This is a genomic window from Verrucosispora sp. SN26_14.1 (genome assembly GCF_004307965.1).
Taxonomy (GTDB): domain Bacteria; phylum Actinomycetota; class Actinomycetes; order Mycobacteriales; family Micromonosporaceae; genus Micromonospora.
In genome coordinates, this window is the sequence record NZ_SISL01000013.1 from 25580 (window position 1) to 42204 (window position 16625).

At 71.4% G+C, this 16625-nt stretch carries 13 protein-coding genes; 9 read left to right on the forward strand and 4 right to left on the reverse strand.

The annotated features are described in order from the left end of the window. Positions 1-126: 126 nt before the first annotated feature. The 4 genes from EYA84_RS02925 to EYA84_RS02940 are packed head-to-tail and all read right to left on the reverse strand — an operon-like array spanning position 127 to position 4297. Positions 127-1062: a MerR family transcriptional regulator gene (locus EYA84_RS02925; protein ID WP_131051432.1), complete on the reverse strand. Its 936-nt coding sequence runs from the start codon at positions 1060-1062 to the stop codon at positions 127-129. After that, positions 1052-1630, reverse strand: a complete 579-nt coding sequence (gene idi, locus EYA84_RS02930) for an isopentenyl-diphosphate Delta-isomerase (protein WP_131051433.1) — start codon at positions 1628-1630, stop codon at positions 1052-1054. Before idi ends, EYA84_RS02925 begins: the two co-directional genes overlap by 11 nt. 16 nt (positions 1631-1646) lie before the next feature. Continuing rightward, entirely contained in the window at positions 1647-3128 is a 1482-nt protein-coding gene (gene crtI / locus EYA84_RS02935; RefSeq protein ID WP_201272276.1) for a phytoene desaturase family protein, read from the reverse strand. Between the two features lie 14 nt (positions 3129-3142). After that, the gene (locus EYA84_RS02940) at positions 3143-4297 is read right to left on the reverse strand and encodes a polyprenyl synthetase family protein (RefSeq protein ID WP_131051435.1); all 1155 of its coding nucleotides are present in this window, start codon (positions 4295-4297) and stop codon (positions 3143-3145) included. A 65-nt stretch (positions 4298-4362) separates the two neighbouring features. Here EYA84_RS02940 and EYA84_RS02945 point away from each other — a divergent pair, with 65 nt between their 5' ends. The 9 genes from EYA84_RS02945 to EYA84_RS02985 all read left to right on the forward strand — a co-directional run. Further along, positions 4363-5274: a phytoene/squalene synthase family protein gene (locus tag EYA84_RS02945; RefSeq protein WP_131051436.1), complete on the forward strand. Its 912-nt coding sequence runs from the start codon at positions 4363-4365 to the stop codon at positions 5272-5274. After that, positions 5271-6593, forward strand: a complete 1323-nt coding sequence (locus EYA84_RS02950) for a deoxyribodipyrimidine photo-lyase (protein WP_131051437.1) — start codon at positions 5271-5273, stop codon at positions 6591-6593. The genes EYA84_RS02945 and EYA84_RS02950 overlap by 4 nt, the downstream gene beginning before the upstream one ends. 54 nt (positions 6594-6647) lie before the next feature. Continuing rightward, positions 6648-8126, forward strand: coding sequence for an NAD(P)/FAD-dependent oxidoreductase (locus EYA84_RS02955; RefSeq protein ID WP_131051438.1), 1479 nt, complete (start codon positions 6648-6650; stop codon positions 8124-8126). A 72-nt stretch (positions 8127-8198) separates the two neighbouring features. After that, positions 8199-9200 (forward strand): LacI family DNA-binding transcriptional regulator, encoded by a 1002-nt coding sequence (locus tag EYA84_RS02960; protein ID WP_131051439.1) that lies wholly within the window; start codon positions 8199-8201, stop codon positions 9198-9200. Positions 9201-9550: 350 nt separating this feature from the next. Then, positions 9551-10924, forward strand: a complete 1374-nt coding sequence (locus tag EYA84_RS02965; protein ID WP_131051440.1) for an ABC transporter substrate-binding protein — start codon at positions 9551-9553, stop codon at positions 10922-10924. A gap of 85 nt (positions 10925-11009) precedes the next feature. Continuing rightward, on the forward strand, positions 11010-11966 hold the full coding sequence (locus tag EYA84_RS02970; RefSeq protein WP_131051441.1) for a carbohydrate ABC transporter permease: 957 nt from the start codon (positions 11010-11012) through the stop codon (positions 11964-11966). Between the two features lie 12 nt (positions 11967-11978). Continuing rightward, positions 11979-12866: a carbohydrate ABC transporter permease gene (locus EYA84_RS02975; protein ID WP_131051442.1), complete on the forward strand. Its 888-nt coding sequence runs from the start codon at positions 11979-11981 to the stop codon at positions 12864-12866. 26 nt (positions 12867-12892) lie between these two features. Next, positions 12893-14530 (forward strand): glycoside hydrolase family 13 protein, encoded by a 1638-nt coding sequence (locus EYA84_RS02980; protein WP_131051443.1) that lies wholly within the window; start codon positions 12893-12895, stop codon positions 14528-14530. A 134-nt stretch (positions 14531-14664) separates the two neighbouring features. Then, on the forward strand, positions 14665-16625 hold a 1961-nt coding region (locus EYA84_RS02985), incomplete at its 3' end, for a glycosyl hydrolase family 28-related protein (protein ID WP_131051444.1).

The following is a 16625-nucleotide window of genomic DNA, read 5'->3' on the forward strand; positions in this document are numbered from 1 at the left end:
ACGGACTGCCCGACGCTAGTTCACCCGATTTGAGTAGACAAACGCCGGGTCAGGACGCCACCGCTTTCCGTGCCGACCTAATGCCGTGAACCCCTATGGAAGCCTGCAAAGGCCCCGAAATTTCTCTCAGGATGCGGCCGAACGGTCGAGCGAGTCGCGTACGGCGACGATGAGCGAGACCGCTTCGGTCAGGTCGATCGGCCGGACCACCCCGGCCGGCAGACTCTCGGCCCGCCACCCCGGTCCCGCCGCGAGGACCAGCAGCGGTCGACGCGGAACGGTCAGCAAGGCGCTGAGCTGGGTGGCATCGGCCGTGGCCCGGGTGTGCGACCAGACCACCACGGCGGCCGGTCCGGTCCGGTCGATCGCGTCCAGCAGCGCCCTCACCGGGACCCGGGCGCCGAGCATCCGGTGCGCGACACCGGCCTCGGCCAGCGCGGCGGCCAGCGCCTCCAGGGGCAGGCTGTGCTGCTCCTCGTCGGCGCAGGACAGCAGGATGCGCGGCGGCCCGAGGACGGGACGGGTGGCCGCCGCCAAGGCGAACGCCGCCGAGACACAGCGCGACAGCAGATGCTCCACCTCGATCAACACGTCTGTCGCGGCGTGCCGTTGCCCGATGCCGGCGAGCACCGGGCGCAGCAGCCTGTCCCAGGTGCCGATCACACCCTCGGTGGCCAGGCTGCGTGAGATCGCCTCGTTGATCGCGACCGCGTCCAGCCGCATCGCGGCACGCGCCAGGCCGCGCGCTGCCGGACCGGCGCGGCCCACCGGAATGGTGTTGCCTCCGCCGTCCCGCGCGGTCCTCGACCGGGCGACACCACCCGCCGCCGTGGCGGGAGCCTGCCGGGCCCATCGCGCCGCCTCCGCCGGACTGAGCCCCTCGCCGGTGAGCCGTCGCATGACCTCCAGCCGGGCGAGGTCGGCCGTCGTGTAGCGGCGGTGGTGTCCGGGTACGTGCTCGCTGGGCCCGAGGCCGTAGCGCTGGTGCCAGGTGCGCAGCGTGGTCACCGCGACGCCGAGTCGTCGGGCGACCGCCCCCGCGCTCAGTGCCTCATCGGCCACCCGGCCGCTCCGGCCCGTCGCCGGCCGGGGCCGAGGGGTGGAGCAGACGGTCCACCACGCCGACCAGCCACGGCGCGTACGCGTCGGGGTCACGGTCGAGCTCGGCGGCCAGTGCCGCAGGGTCGACCCAGCGCAGCTCGGCGACCTCCGCAGGCTCGGGACTCAGTGGTGTGTCCGGCGAGAACTCGCCACGCAGGACGTGGTCGTACTCGACTTCGACCCGACCCGTGGACGGGTCCTCGGCGCGGTACACGTGCACGCCGACCTCGGTCAGCACCACCGGGCCGACGCCGAGTTCCTCGTGTAGCCGGCGGTTGGCGGACTCGGCCACGTCCTCACCGGGCTGCGGGTGACCACAGCACGTGTTGGCCCAGCGCAGCGGGAACCGTGTCTTCGCCGCAGCCCGACGCTGGAGGAGGATCCGGCCGTCCGGCGAGACGAGCAGCACGGAGAAGGCACGGTGCAGTTGACCGGGGGTCTGGTGGGCGGCGGACACGGTGGCCGACCCGATCCGTCGGCCCGAATCGTCGACCAGCTCGACCAGGTGGGCTTCCCGCGACAGTGACATCAGAGCCATCCTTCGTTCAGCGGCCACGGCCGGTGATGCGACCGGCGGCCAGCTTGCCCGAGATGAGCACCATGGGAACCCCGACGCCGGGCTGCGTGCCCGAGCCGACGAACACCACGTTGGACAGCGACGGGTGCAGGTTCGACGGGCGGAACGGACCGGTCTGGAACAGGGTGTGCGCGGCGGCGAACGGCGTGCCGGCGGCCATGCCCTGCTCCGCCCACTCGGCCGGGGTGACCGCCCGGAGCACCTCGACGCCGTCGCCGAAGCCGACGTAGCCGCGTTCCTCAAGGGTGGCGACGAGCTGGTCGGAGTAGCGGGCGGTGAGGTCGCCGCGCCACTCGAAGGGTGCCCGCTCCAGGTTCGGCACCGGGGCGAGCACGTAGTAGGTGTGCCGTCCGGCAGGCGCGACCGCCGGGTCCGTCCGGCTCGGGTTGGTGACCAGCAGGGACGGGTCGCTCATCAGCTCACCGCGTCGGATGACCTCGTCGAACGTGCCCTTCCAGGAGCGCCCGAAGTGGATGTTGTGGTGCGCGATGCGCCGGTAGCCCTGGGTCGAGCCGACGTGCAGCACGACGCAGGACGGCGAGTAGGTCAGGCGGCGTTGCCGGGTCGCCGGCAGCAGGTCGCGGTAGGCCACCGGCAGGTCGGGGTTGAGGACCACGACGTCGGCGGGGACGAACTCGCCGTCGGCGGTCAGCACGCCGGTGGCCCGGCCGTGGGCGGTCTCCACCCGGGTCACCGTGGTGCCGTACCGGATCTTGACGCCGTGCTTCTCGGCGGCGCCGGCCAGCCCGCGCGAGACCGCGTGGATGCCGCCGCGCGGGAAGAAGACCCCGGCGACCGAGTCGAGGTACGCGATGACCGCGTAGATGGCCAGCGCGTCGTGCGGGGCGAGGCCGGCGTACATCGCCTGGAAGGAGAAGATGCGCCGGGTACGCGGGTCGCGGAAGAACTGGTCGATCTTGGTCTGGAGCCGCCGGAAGGCGCCGGTGGCGACCAGCTTGAGCAGGTTGGCGGTGAGCAGGTCGGTGGGGGCGTCGAGGTTGCGCTCGATGAAGTCGGCCCGCTCCAACCGCCACAGGTTCCGTGCGAAGTCGACGAACCGCAGGTAGCCGTCGGCCTCGCGGGGCCCGCAGACCCGGGAGATCTCCGCCGCCATCCGGGCGGTGTCGGTCAGCACGTCGAGCGTGGAGCCGTCCGGGTAGTAGGCGCGGTACGCCGGGTCGAGCGGCATCAGGTCGACCCAGTCGGACAGCTCCTCGCCCACCGCGCCGAGCGCCTCGGCGATCAGGTCGGGCATGGTGAGCACGGTGGGGCCGGTGTCGAACTCGTAGCCGTCCACGCTGAGCCGTCCGGCCCGTCCACCCGGCACCGGCTCACGTTCCAGCAGGGTCACCTGCCGCCCGCTGCCCGCCAGGTGCAGTGCGCAGGCCAGGCCGCCGAGGCCCGCTCCGACGACCACGACCTGATCCGTACGCCCGTCCACGGTTCGCACCGAGAACCTCCCCATCATGCTCTCCGGTGGGTGGCCACAGTCGCGAGACCGGCCAACGCCACCCGTGCCGTCTCGTCCACGGCGACGGTGTCGAGCGCCGCCAGGGCCTGGTCGACCCGCTCGTCGATCATCCGCTCGATCCGGTCCACCGCGCCGGTGTCCACCACCACCTCAGCCAGCCGGGCGACCTGGGGCGTGCTGACCGGGTCGCCGGTGCCGTCCAGTTCCCGCAGCTGCGTCGGAGTGGCCATCTCCCGCGCCAGCACGAGCAGCGCGGTCGGCTTGCCGGTGCGCAGGTCGTCGCCGGCCGGCTTGCCGGTGGTGGCCGGGTCGCCGTAGACGCCGAGCAGGTCGTCGCGGAGCTGGAACGCCTCGCCGACGCAGAGGCCGTAGGCGGTGTACGCCGCGGTCAGGCGGCCGTCGCCGGTCACGCCGGCCAGGCTGGCGCCGAAGAGCAGCGGACGCTGGACCGTGTAGCTGGCGGTCTTGTAGCGGGCCACCCGCAGGGCCCGGTCGACCGACCAGCTCGCCGGGTCGGCCTCGCCGAGGATGTCGAGGTACTGCCCGGCGACCGTCTCCACCCGCATCCGGTCGTACCCGCGGCGGACCGCGAGCAGCCGGTCCGGGGGCAGGACGGTGCGCGAGAGCAACTGGTCGGCCCAGACCATGCAGAGGTCACCGATCAGCACCGCGACGGCCTCCCCGAAGCGGCCGGAGTCGCCGTTGCGGCCGGCGGCGGCGTGCTGGGCGGCGACCGCCATGTGTGCGGTGGGTCGGCCGCGACGGGTGGCGGACGCGTCCATCACGTCGTCGTGCACCAGCGCGAAGGTGTGCAGCAGTTCCAGGGTGGCCAGTGCGGGCAGCACCGGGGCCAGCGGTTCGTCGCCGCCCACCGCGCCGCGCCATCCCCAGTAGGCGAAGGTCGGTCGGACCCGCTTGCCGCCGACGAGGACGTAGTCACGTGCCGTTGCGGCGAAACCACCCATCGCCGCGTCGATTTCGGCCAGCGCGTCGACCTCGGCGTTCAGGAAGTCGGTGAGGGTCTCATCGACGGCGGCGACGAGATCCCGGGTGTAAGCGGCCAGAACGGCCCGGATCGGATCGTCGTTCCCGACCGGCTGCTCAGGCCCCACGCGAAGCAGGTTACCGGTAAGTCGGTCGCTGGCCATGCGGCTGAGCGTACCCTAAGGTTTCAAGTTGCGTCGATTGGTGCGTCGATTTTCGAGGAGGGCTCGTGGAGACGGATCTCAGTGCCGCCTACGAGAGGTGCCGTGAGCTGCACAAACGCCACGGGCGTACCTACTATCTCGCCACCCGGCTACTACCCGCATGGAAACGGCGTCATGTGCACGCCTTATATGGATTCACTCGGTACGCGGACGAGATCGTCGACCAGACAGAGGAGCTGCCACCGCCGGCGCGTGCCGCCCGGCTGGACGACTGGGGCGGCCGGTTCATCGCCGGACTGCACGGCGAGCAGGTCGACGACCCGCTGCTCCCGGCGGTGCTGCACACCATCGCCGTGTTCGACCTGGACCGGGAGGACTTCGCCGCGTTCCTCAAGAGCATGGCGATGGACCTGACCGTGACCTCCTACCGCACCTACGCCCACCTGCTGGACTACATGGAGGGCTCGGCGGCGGTCATCGGCACCATGATGCTGCCCATCCTGGGCAGTTCCGCCCCGGCGGCGGCCCGGGAGCCGGCCCGTCAACTGGGCTTCGCGTTCCAGCTCACCAACTTCGTCCGGGACGTCGCCGAGGACCTGGACCGGGGGCGGACGTACCTGCCGGAGGAGGACCTGGCGGCCTTCGGCCTGACCCACGAGGACCTGCTGGCCTGCCGTGCGGCGGGACGGGCCACCGAACCGGTCCGCGAGTTGATCCGGCACGAGGTGGATCGCGCCCAGACCCACTACGCCGCCGCGGCACCCGGAGTGCTCCTGCTCGACCCCGCCTCGCAGGCGTGCATCCGCACCGCGTACGCGCTGTACGGCGGGATCCTCGACGAGGTCGCCGCCCAGGACTACGACGTGTTCGTCCGGCGGGCCACCGTGCCCCGGCGACGCCGGATGGCGGTCGCCTCGCGTGCCCTGCTCACCCCGGCCGGCACGCCGGTCGAGCTGCCCGGGCCTCGGCTGCGGTGAGCGCGCGTACCGCCGTCGTGCTGTTCACCCGCGACCTGCGGGTGCACGACCACCCTGCGCTGGCGACGACCTGCGCCGCCTTCGACCGGGTGGTGCCGTTGTACGTCCTGGACCCGGCGTTGGCCGGACTGTCGCCCAACCGCACCCGCTTCCTGCACCAGAGTCTCGCCGACCTGCGCGACGCGCTGCGGCGGCTCGGCGGCGACCTGGTGCTGCGGCACGGCGACCCGGTGGCCGAGACGGTCCGGCTGGCCGGGGAGGTGGGCGCCGAGGCGGTGGCGCTCTCGGCCGACGTCTCCCGGTACGCCACCCGGCGGGCCGACCGGCTGCGCGCCGAGTGCGACCGGCACCGGTTGCACCTGCGCTTCTTCCCGGGTCTGACGGTGGTGGAGCCGGGGGCCACGACGCCGAGCAGCGGCGACCACTACCGGGTGTTCAGCCCGTACCACCGGGCCTGGAGCGGGCAGCGGTGGCGCGACGAACTGGCCGCGCCGTCCCGGGTGTCGCTGCCGGGCGGGGTTTCGGTGGGCCGCCTGCCGGCGCTGCCCGACGGCGAGTCACCGGACGCGGCGGTGGGTGGCGAGACGGAGGCGCGGAGTCGCCTCGACCGGTGGATGCCGCACCTGGCCGAGTACGGCGACCGGCACGACGACATGGCCGGTGACGCGACCTCCCGGATCAGCCCCTACCTGCGGTTCGGCTGCGTGTCGCCGCTGACCGTGGCGAACCGGGCCGGCGACCCCGCGTCGCCCTTCGTCCGCCAGGTCTGTTGGCGGGACTTCTACTACCAGGTCACCGCCGCCTTCCCGGACATCTCCCGGAAGGTCTACCGGCGTGGCGCCACCGAGCAGTGGCGGTACGACGACGGCGCGGTCGCGGACTGGACGGTGGGCCGCACCGGCGTACCGATCGTGGACGCCGGGATGCGGCAGTTGCGGGCGGAGGGCTGGCTGCACAACCGGGCCCGCCTGATCACCGCCGGCTACCTGACCAAGTCGCTCGGCCTGGACTGGCGCGCCGGACTGGCGTTCTACTTCCGGTGGCTGCTCGACGGGGACGTGGCCAACAACTCGGGCAACTGGCAGTGGGTGGCCGGCACCGGCAACGACACCAGGCCGTACCGGGGGTTCAACCCGATCCGGCAGGCCGAACGGTACGACCCGGAGGGCGCGTACGTGCGGCGCTGGGTGCCGGAACTGGCGGCGGTGTCCGGCAAGGCGGTGCACCAGCCGTGGCGGCTGCCCGAGGCGCTCCGCCGGAGCCTGGACTACCCGCCGCCCACGGCGGCGCGCGGGGTCGATCCGGTCTGGCTGCGCTGAGACGGTCCGCGTGGCCGGGTGGTCGGCGGGCGGACGGTGCGCGATGCTGACGGCATGGCGGAGCCGGAAGTGGTGGACGTGGTCGTGCTCGGGCTCGGTGTCGGCGGCGAGGAGGTGGCCGGGCGACTCGCCGAGGCCGGTCTCACCGTGGTCGGCATCGATCGGAACCTGGTGGGTGGGGAGTGCCCGTACTGGGGCTGCATCCCGAGCAAGATGATGATCCGGGCGGCGAACGCGCTGGCCGAGGCGCGGCGGGTCGACGGGCTGGCCGGCACCGCCGAGGTCCGACCGGACTGGGCGCCGGTGGCGCAACGGATCCGCCAGGAGGCCACCGACGACTGGGACGACCGGGCCGCCGTGGAGCGGTTCACCGGCAAGGGCGGACGCTTCGTCCGGGGCAGTGGCCGCCTCGACGGACCGGGGCGGGTGCGCGTCGGCGACCAGGTCTTCCAGGCCCGGCACGGGATCGTGCTGGGCACCGGCACCGCGCCGTCGGTGCCGCCGATCGACGGGTTGGCCGGTACGCCGTACTGGACGAACCGGGAGGCCGTCGAGGTCGAGGAGCTGCCCGAGTCGGTGCTGGTGCTGGGCGGCGGGGCGATCGGCCTGGAGTTGTCCCAGGTGTTCGCCCGCTTCGGCGTACGCGTCACCGTGGTCGAGGCGTTCGACCGGGTGCTCGCGGTGGAGGAGCCGGAGGCGTCCGAGGTGGCCGCCGCCGCGCTGCGCGCCGACGGGGTCGAGATCCACACCGGGGTACGCGCGACCCGGGTCACGCACGGCCCGGACGGGTTCACCCTGCACGGCGCGGACGGCGCGGAGTTCACCGCCGAACGGCTGCTGGTGGTGACCGGCCGCCGCGCCCACCTCGACGAGTTGGGGCTGGACACGGTGGGTGTCGACGCGAGCCGGCGGTACCTGGCCGTGGACGACCGGCTGCACGTGACCGACGGGATCTGGGCGGTCGGCGATGTGACCGGCGAGGGCGCATTCACCCACATCGCCATGTACCAGGCGTCCATCGTGGTCGCCGACCTGCTCGACCACGTGCGGCGGACGGACGGCGGCGCGGATCCCAGTGGCACCTCCAGTGTGGTCGGTGGCGCGGTCGGCGTGGCCGGCTCGTTGGCGGCCACCGGGTCGAGCGGCGGGGCCGGGTCGGTGCCCCGCGCCGACTACCGGGCCCTGCCCCGGGTGACCTTCACCGACCCGGAGATCGGCGCGGTCGGCCTCACCGAGCAGCAGGCCCGGGAACGCGGCGTCAACGTGCAGGTCGGTTTCACCCCACTCGCCTCGTCCACCCGGGGCTGGATCCACCGCACCGAGGGGGCCGGGTTCATCAAGGTGGTCGCCGACGCCGACCAGGGGGTGCTGGTCGGCGCCACCTCGGCCGGTCCGGCCGGCGGCGAGGTCCTCTCCGGTCTGGCGGTGGCGGTGCACGCGGCGGTGCCGGTGGCGCAGCTCCGGCACATGATCTACGCGTACCCGACCTTCCACCGGGCGGTGTCCGAGGCGTTGCGTGATCTGAGTTCGTGATCTGACGTCACCCGTCAGTCCGCGACAAGTGGCTGTTCTGTTTTTGCAGTCTCAGGACGTAGGATTGCGGCCGTGACGAAACGGTTGACCGAGGTGGCCCGCAAGGCGGGCGTCAGCGAAGCCACCGTGAGTCGGGTGCTCAACGGCCGCGGTGGCGTGGCCGACGCGACCCGGACCGCGGTGCTCACCGCCCTGGACGTGCTCGGCTACGAGCGCCCGAGCAAGCTGCGCGGCGAACGGGCCCGGCTGGTGGGCCTGGTGCTGCCCGAGTTGCAGAACCCGATCTTCCCGGCGCTCGCCGAGGTGGTCACCGGTTCGTTGGCGCAACGCGGGTTCACCCCCGCGCTCTGTGCCCGGACGATCGGCGGGGTCTCCGAGTCGGCGTACGTGGAGATGCTCCTCGACCACCAGGTCTCCGGGGTCATCTTCGCCGGTGGCTCGTACGCGTTGGCCGACGCCTCGCACGAGCACTACCGCCGGCTGACCGATCGGGGCCTGCCGGTGGTGCTGGTCAACGCCGGCGTCGACGAGTTGGGCTTCCCCCGCGTCTCCACCGACGACGCGGTGGCGGTGGAGCAGGCGTACGGCCACCTGCGCTCGCTCGGGCACGAGCGGATCGGCCTGGTGCTCGGCCCGGAGGACCACGTGCCGTCGCGACGCAAGCTGGACGCCCTGGGGCGGGTCGCCGGCTGGGCCGACGACACCGAGTTCGTCGCGCGGTCCAGCTTCTCCATGGAGGGCGCCCGGGTCGCCGCGAGCAAACTGGTCGACCGTGGCGTGACCGGGGTGATCTGTGCCAGCGACGTGCTGGCCCTGGGCGCGATCCGCGCGGTCCGCCGGCTCGGCCGCTCGGTGCCGGGTGACGTCTCGGTGGTCGGCTTCGACGACTCCGCGTTCATGACCTGCACCGACCCGCCGCTGACCACGGTGCGCCAGCCGATCGAGACCATGGGGCAGGCCGCCGTGGACCTGCTGGTGACCCAGATCGAGGGTGGCGGCGTGTTCACCGACGAACTGCTCTTCGAGCCGGAGCTGGTGGTGCGCGGGTCGACCGCGCCCGCGCCCGGCCGCTGATCCCGCCCGCCGTCCCGGTTCGTCGGTCCCGGCCGACACCTGCCCTTCGCTGACCCCCATCCCGCGCGACCCGAGAGGCCGCCGACCGCTGCTCGCGGTCGGCGGCCTTCGTCGTGATCCCGAGCGAGGCCCATGTCTTTGTCTCTCGGCATAGTGTCGCTAAATTTCATCATCAGATCGAAACCTTGCTGAGAAGAGTCGCCCTCGCTACAGTGACTCCACTCACACCCGGCCCCCGGTCAGTCACACGGGGTCAGGACACCGATCAGCAGCAGGCATCGCGGCGGTGGCGATCACCGCGGTTCAGCGAACTTCACGGCGACACTTCGTTTTCCCGAAGGGATGGACAGATGTCCGTACCGCAGTACCGGAAGGCTGCGGCGTTGGCGCTCGTGGCCGGGCTCAGCCTCACGGCGTGCTCCACCAAGAGCGGCGACACCAGCGACGACGCGAGCGGCAAGGTCACCATCACCGTCGACTGCCAGCCGGTCGGCGCGCAGAAGGAGCTGCTCCAGAACTGGAACGAGGACGTCGCCGAGTTCCAGCGGCAGAACCCCGACATCGTGGTCAAGAGCGTCAGCGTCGGCGAGCAGTGCAACAACCCGCCGGACTTCACCGCCCGCCTGGCCGGCGGCACGGTGACCGACGTGTTCTACGGGTACATGACCGATCTCCAGCAGGTGCTCGACTCCGGCCAGGCGATGGACATCACCGAGTACGCCACCGCCGAGACGGTCCCGACCTGGGACAGCGTCGACCCGGCGCTCAAGGAGGTCTTCACCGACGGGGGGAGGCTCTACGCCGTACCGGTGAAGAACTACTCGATGGGCCTGGTCTACAACAAGGTGCTGTTCCAGCAGGCCGGGCTCGACGTGAACAACCCGCCGAAGACATGGGGCGAGGTCCGGGAGGCGGCCAGGAAGATCTCCGCGCTGGGCAGCGGGATCGCCGGCTACGCCGAGTACAGCGCCGGCAACACCGGCGGTTGGCACTTCACCGCGTTGCTCTACTCCCAGGGCGGCCAGGTGCTGACCGAGGACGGCGGCAAGGCCGCCTTCAACAGCCCGCAGGGCCGCCAGGTCCTGCAGAACCTCAAGGACATGCGGTACGGCGACGACAGCATGGGCGACCGTCAGCTGCTCCAGTGGGGTGACCTGTTGACCAACGCCGGTGCGGGCAAGGTCGGCATGTTCGTCGGCGCACCCGACACCACCCAGGCGATCGTCAGCCAGTTCCAGGGCAAGTTCGAGGACTGGGCGATGGCACCGCTGCCCGGCCAGGACGGCAGGGCGTCGGGCACGCTCGGCGGCGGCGAGGGTTACTTCTTCAAGAAGGACCTCACCCCGGAGCAGGTCGAAGCCGGTCTCAAGTGGATCGCTTACCAGAAGCTGACGCCGGGCAAGGGGCAGCTCGACTACGCCCGGGCCAAGCCGCAGAACTACCCGGTCGGTCTGCCGCAGCCGCTGCTGTTCAGCAACGGCAGCGACGCCCAGAAGCAGGAACTCGACCTGCGGAAGGCGAACGCGAACGTGGACACCGCGAACTTCGCCCTCTTCGAGGCGAACCCGGTCCCGATCAAGGGCGAGCCGCGCAACGCACAGGCGATCTACGCCGTCCTGGACGCCGCGATGTCCGGGGTGCTCACCAACCGCAACGCCGACATCGACGCGCTGCTCAAGACGGCCGAGGAGAAGGTCAACCAACTCCTCGCCGCGCAGGGCTGACCCGCACGGGTGGGGACCGGCCCGCCGGCCCCCACCCGCACCACCGCCGTACCACCCAGGTCGTCCCACCCCACCAGGAGTTGCCTTGGCGATCACCGCTGCCCCGGCCGCCACCCGAGCCCCGGGGCGAACCCCCTCACCGGCCCCGGCCGGGCCGCCTCGGTCCAGCCTCGGCCGCAAGGTCCGGGACAACCTCACCGGGCACGCGTTCCTGATCGGTGCGGTGCTCTGCTTCGCGGTCTTCTCCTGGTACCCGATGGTCCGGGGCGTGGTGATGAGCTTCCAGCGCACCCGGCGCGGCGAGACCACCTGGGTCGGCTGGGACAACTACCTGCGCATCCTCGACGACCCCAGCTTCGCCACGGCCTGGCAGAACACCTTCTACTTCACCGGTCTCGCGCTCGTCCTCGGGTACGCGGTGCCGTTCTTCGTGGCGATCCTGCTCAACGAGTTCCGGCACGCCCGGGGATATCTGCGGATCCTGGTCTACCTGCCGGTGATGCTGCCCCCCGCCTCGGCCCTGTTCCTGTTCAAGTTCTACGCGTACGACCCCGGCGACGCCGGTCTGTTCAACGCGATCCTCAAGGGACTGGGCCTGCCCACCTCGCAGTGGATGCAGTCCCCGGAGATGACCGTGCCGGCCATGGTCATCGCGTCGACCTGGATGAACATGGGCAGCGCGGTGCTGATCTATCTGGCCGCCCTGCAGAACATCCCCGGTGAGCTGTACGAGGCCGCCGAACTCGACGGCGCGGGGATCTGGCGACGCATCCGGCACGTCACCATCCCGCAGACCCGGCTGATCCTCGCCCTGCTGGCGATGCTCCAGATCGTCGCCACCATGCAGCTCTTCATCGAGCCGCTGATCCTGGCCAACGGCGCGGGCGCGGAGGACTCGGCGACCTCGGTCGCGTACCTCATCTATCAGCACGGGTTCTTCCAGAACGACCTCAACGGTGCCGCCGCACTCGGCGTGATCATGCTCGTCGTGCTGGCCGGCTTCTCCGCCGTCTACCTGCGGCTGACCGCGAAACAGGACTAGGACACCGACGCCATGGCACAGGACTCCGGCACCCGTACCCTCATCTCGCAGGCGCAGCTCCGGCGCGGCCCCGGCCGGGCGATCTACTGGACGTTGCTCGTCGTCGTGGTCGTCGGCTTCACGCTGGTCTTCCTCGGGCCGCTGTACTGGATGGTCACCGGTGCGCTCAAGTCCGGTCAGGAGATCGCGCAGACCCCGCCGTCGCTGTTCCCGCAGAACCCGCAGTGGCGCAACTACGTCGACGCGTGGCACCACCTGGCCCTGGCCAAGCTGCTGTTCAACACGTTCTACTACGCGGCCGGCGCGGTGCTGTTCCAGCTCGTCTTCGACACCGCCGCGGCGTACTCGCTGTCGAAGCTGCGGCCGGTGCTCGGCTCCGCGATCCTCGGCCTGATGCTGGCCACGCTGATGATCCCGGCGATGGTCCTGATCGTCCCGCAGTACGTGACCGTGATCGACCTGCCGATCCTGAACGTCAGCCTGCTCGACTCGCCGTTCGCGATCTGGCTGCCGCTGGTCGCCAACGCCTTCAACATCTTCCTGCTCAAGCGGTTCTTCGACTCGATCCCGGAGGACCTGATGTCGGCCGCCCTGATGGACGGGGCGACGCCGCTGCGCACCCTCTGGTCGATCGTCCTGCCGATGTCCCGCCCGATCCTCGGCGTGGTCTCGATCTTCGCGGTGACCGCGGTCTGGAAGGACTTCCTCTGGCCGAAGCTGGTGATGCCCTCGCCGGAGACCCGGACGGTCAGCGTCGGCATCTACGCCTTCGCCGGCGGTACGCCGATGAACGTGGTGATCGCCGCCTCGGTGATCGCCGCGATACCGACGGTGGTCATCTTCCTGATCTTCCAACGGAACATCATGTCCGGCCTGACCACCGGCGGACTCAAGGGCTAGCCCCCAAACGCAGAAAGCAGGTGCTCGTGTCCCCAGCAGACAGCGGTCCGTGGTGGCGAGGCGCGGTGATCTACCAGGTGTACCCCCGGAGCTTCGCCGACGGCAACGGTGACGGCATCGGCGACGTGGCCGGCATCCGCTCCCGGCTGGGCTACCTCGCCACGCTCGGGGTCGACGCGATCTGGTTCAGCCCCTGGTATCCCTCGCCGATGGCCGACGCCGGCTACGACGTGGCCGACTACCGCGACATCGACCCGGTCTTCGGCACGCTGGGCGAGGTGGAGGCGTTGATCGCCGAGGCGCACGCGGTCGGTATCCGGACCATCGTCGACGTGGTGCCGAACCACTGCTCCGACGCGCATCCCTGGTTCCGGGCCGCGCTGGCCGGGGGGCCGGACGCCCCCGAGCGGGAGCTGTTCTGGTTCCGCCCGGGACGAGGCCCCGACGGTGACCAGCGCCCCACCGACTGGGTCGGCGAGTTCGGCGGCCCCACCTGGACCCGGACCACAGACCCGGACGGTCGTCCCGGTGACTGGTACCTGCACCTGTTCGCTCCGGAGCAGCCGGACTTCAACTGGGACCACCCCCGGGTCCGCGCCGAGTTCGAGGACGTCCTGCGCTTCTGGTTCGACCGGGGAGTGGACGGCATCCGGATCGACTCCGCCGGACTGCTGGTCAAGGACGCCACGTTGCCCGAGGTGACGGCAGACCGGCCGCACCCCTTCCACGACCTCGACGGGGTGCACGAGATATACCGGGACTGGCGACGGATCGCGGACGCGTACCCGGGGGAGCGGGCGTTGATCGGGGAGGTGTGGCTGCCCGACCGGCAGCGGTTCGCCGCCTACCTGCGGCCCGACGAACTGCACGCGGCCTTCAACTTCGACTTCCTCGGCTGCGCCTGGGACGCCGCCGCGCTGCGGGAGAGCATCGACGGCACGCTGCACGCCCACGCGCCGGTCGGCGCGCCGGCCACCTGGGTCCTCTCCAACCACGACGTCACCCGGCACGTCACCCGGTACGGCCGGGCGGACACCACGTTCAGCTTCGCCGCCAAACGCGAGGGCATCCCGACCGACCTGGAACTGGGCACCCGGCGGGCCCGCGCCGCCGCGCTGCTGTCCCTGTCGCTACCGGGTGCCGCCTACGTCTACCAGGGCGAGGAACTGGGTCTCTGGGAGGTCGAGGACATCCCGTACGAGCTGCGCCAGGACCCGATGTGGGAGCGGTCCGGGCGGATCGACCCGGGTCGGGACGGGTGCCGCGTACCCCTGCCGTGGTCGGGGGAGTCGCCGCCGTTCGGCTTCGGTCCGGACGGTGCGCAGGCCACGCCGTGGCTGCCGCAACCGGCCGACTGGAAGGACCGCACCGCCGACGCGCAGGCCGGTGACGACCGGTCGATGTTGGAGCTGTACCGGGCCGCCATCGCCGTCCGCCGCGCCGAACCGGCGCTCGGCGACGGGCCGATGGCCTGGCTGCCCGCCCCGGACGGGGTGCTGGCGTTCCGGCGGGACCCCGGTTTCGCCTGCGCGGTGAACCTCTCCACGGTGGCGGTACCGCTACCGCCGCACACCGGTCGGCTGCTCGCCAGCGGGCCGCTCGACGACGACCTGCTGCCGCCGGACACCGCCGTCTGGCTGCGGACCGCACCCGAATCCGCCTAGTTCCGCGCCCGGTGTCGGCGGCTCCGTCCCGCCGCCGGCACCGGGCGCGTCCGGAACCGACGAGGAGGTGACGGCAGCACCGGCACCATCACCACGGGGGACCTGGCCACCTGAGGAAAGGGAGAGCGCCGCTCATGGCCGACCACACCGTCCCGCACCACCCCCATCCACCCGGCCACCGGCTCCGCACCACGCTGGCCGCCCTCACCGGCACCGCCCTCGCCGCCGCCTCGATCTCGGTCGTCACCCTCGCCGGGACCGCGACCCCGGCACGCGCCGCCGGGCTCAGCCCGTTCGACATCGTCGGTCGGGGCGCCACCGTCGCGTTCGTCGAGCACGAGGCCGAGTACGCCGCGCACACCGGCACCCGGATCGGCCCGGACCGCCGTTACGGCACCTTGCCGTCGGAGGCCAGCGGCCGGGAGGCGGTCACCCTCGACGCGGTCGGGGAGTACGTCGAGTTCACTCTCACCGCACCCGCGAACGCGGTGACGTTCCGCTACAGCCTCCCCGACAACGCCGCCGGCACCGGCCGGGACGCCACGATCGACCTGCGGGCCAACGGCAGCCTGGTCAAGCCGGTGCCGGTGACCTCGAAGTACGGCTGGTACTACGGCGGTTACCCGTTCAACAACAACCCCGGTGACGTCAACCCGCACCACTTCTACGACGAGGCACGGACGCTCTTCGGCACCACCTACCCGACCGGTACGAAGATCAGGCTCCAGGTCTCGTCGACCGCGCAGTCCCCGACGTTCACCATCGACCTGGCCGACTTCGAGCTGGTCGCCGCGCCGATCACCAAGCCGGCGAACGTGCTCGACGTGGTCACCGACTTCGGTGCCGACCCGACCGGCGCGACCGACTCCACCGCCCGCTTCCAGGCCGCCGTCGACGCCGGGAAGGCCCAGGGGCGTACGGTCTGGATCCCGCCGGGCACCTTCACGCTCTGGGACCACGTGGTGGTCGACGGGGTGACCCTGCGCGGGGCGGGGCCGTGGCACTCGGTGCTCGGCGGCCGACACCCCACCGACCGGAAGCGGGCCGCCGGCGTCTACGGCAAGTACGTCTCCGGCGGCGGATACCGGGGCGAGATCCGGCCGCACGAGGCGGGCGGGCCCAGCCGCAACGTGGTGCTGCGCGACTTCGCCATCATCGGTGACATCCGGGAACGCGTCGACGACGACCAGGTCAACGCCATCGGTGGGGCGATGTCGGACTCGGTGGTGGACAACCTGTGGCTCCAGCACACCAAGGTCGGCGCGTGGATGGACGGGCCAATGGACAACTTCACCCTCCGCAACAGCCGGATCCTGGACCAGACCGCCGACGGGGTGAACTTCCACTGGGGAGTCACCAACTCGACGGTCACCAACACGTTCGTCCGCAACACCGGTGACGACGCGCTGGCGATGTGGGCGGACACCGTGCCGAACGTGGGCAACTCCTTCACCCGCAACACCATCGGCGTGACCGTTCTCGCCAACCACCTGGTCACGTACGGCGGTCGGGACATCCGGATCACCGACAACGTCACCGCCGACTCGGTCACCAACGGTGGTGGCATCCACGTGGCGAACCGGTACACCGGAGTGCAGGGTGCGACCGCGGTGGCCGGCACGATCACCGTGGCGCGCAACACGCTGATCCGGAACGGCAACTCCGACTACAACTGGCGGTTCGGGGTCGGCGCGATCTGGTTCTCCGCGTTGAACGAGCCGCTCCAGGGCGCGTCGATCCAGGTCAGCGACACCGACATCCTGGACAGCTCGTATGCGGCGCTGCACTGGATCGAGGGCGTCAGCAGCGGCATCAGCTTCACCAACGTCCGCATCGACGGCACCGGCACGTACGCGCTCCAGGTGCAGGCGCCCAGCCAGGTCTCCTTCACCAACGTACGGGCCACCGGCATCGCCCAGCCCAACCCGATCCACAACTGTGTGGGCAGCGGCTTCCAGATCAGCCAGGGTGCCGGCAACTCCGGCTGGTACACCGCCAACCCGTACTGCGGTCCGTGGCCGGAACCGCAGTGGGGCGGCGGCCCGACGAGCCCGCCACCGACCACCCCACCGCCGACCACCCCACCTCCCACCAC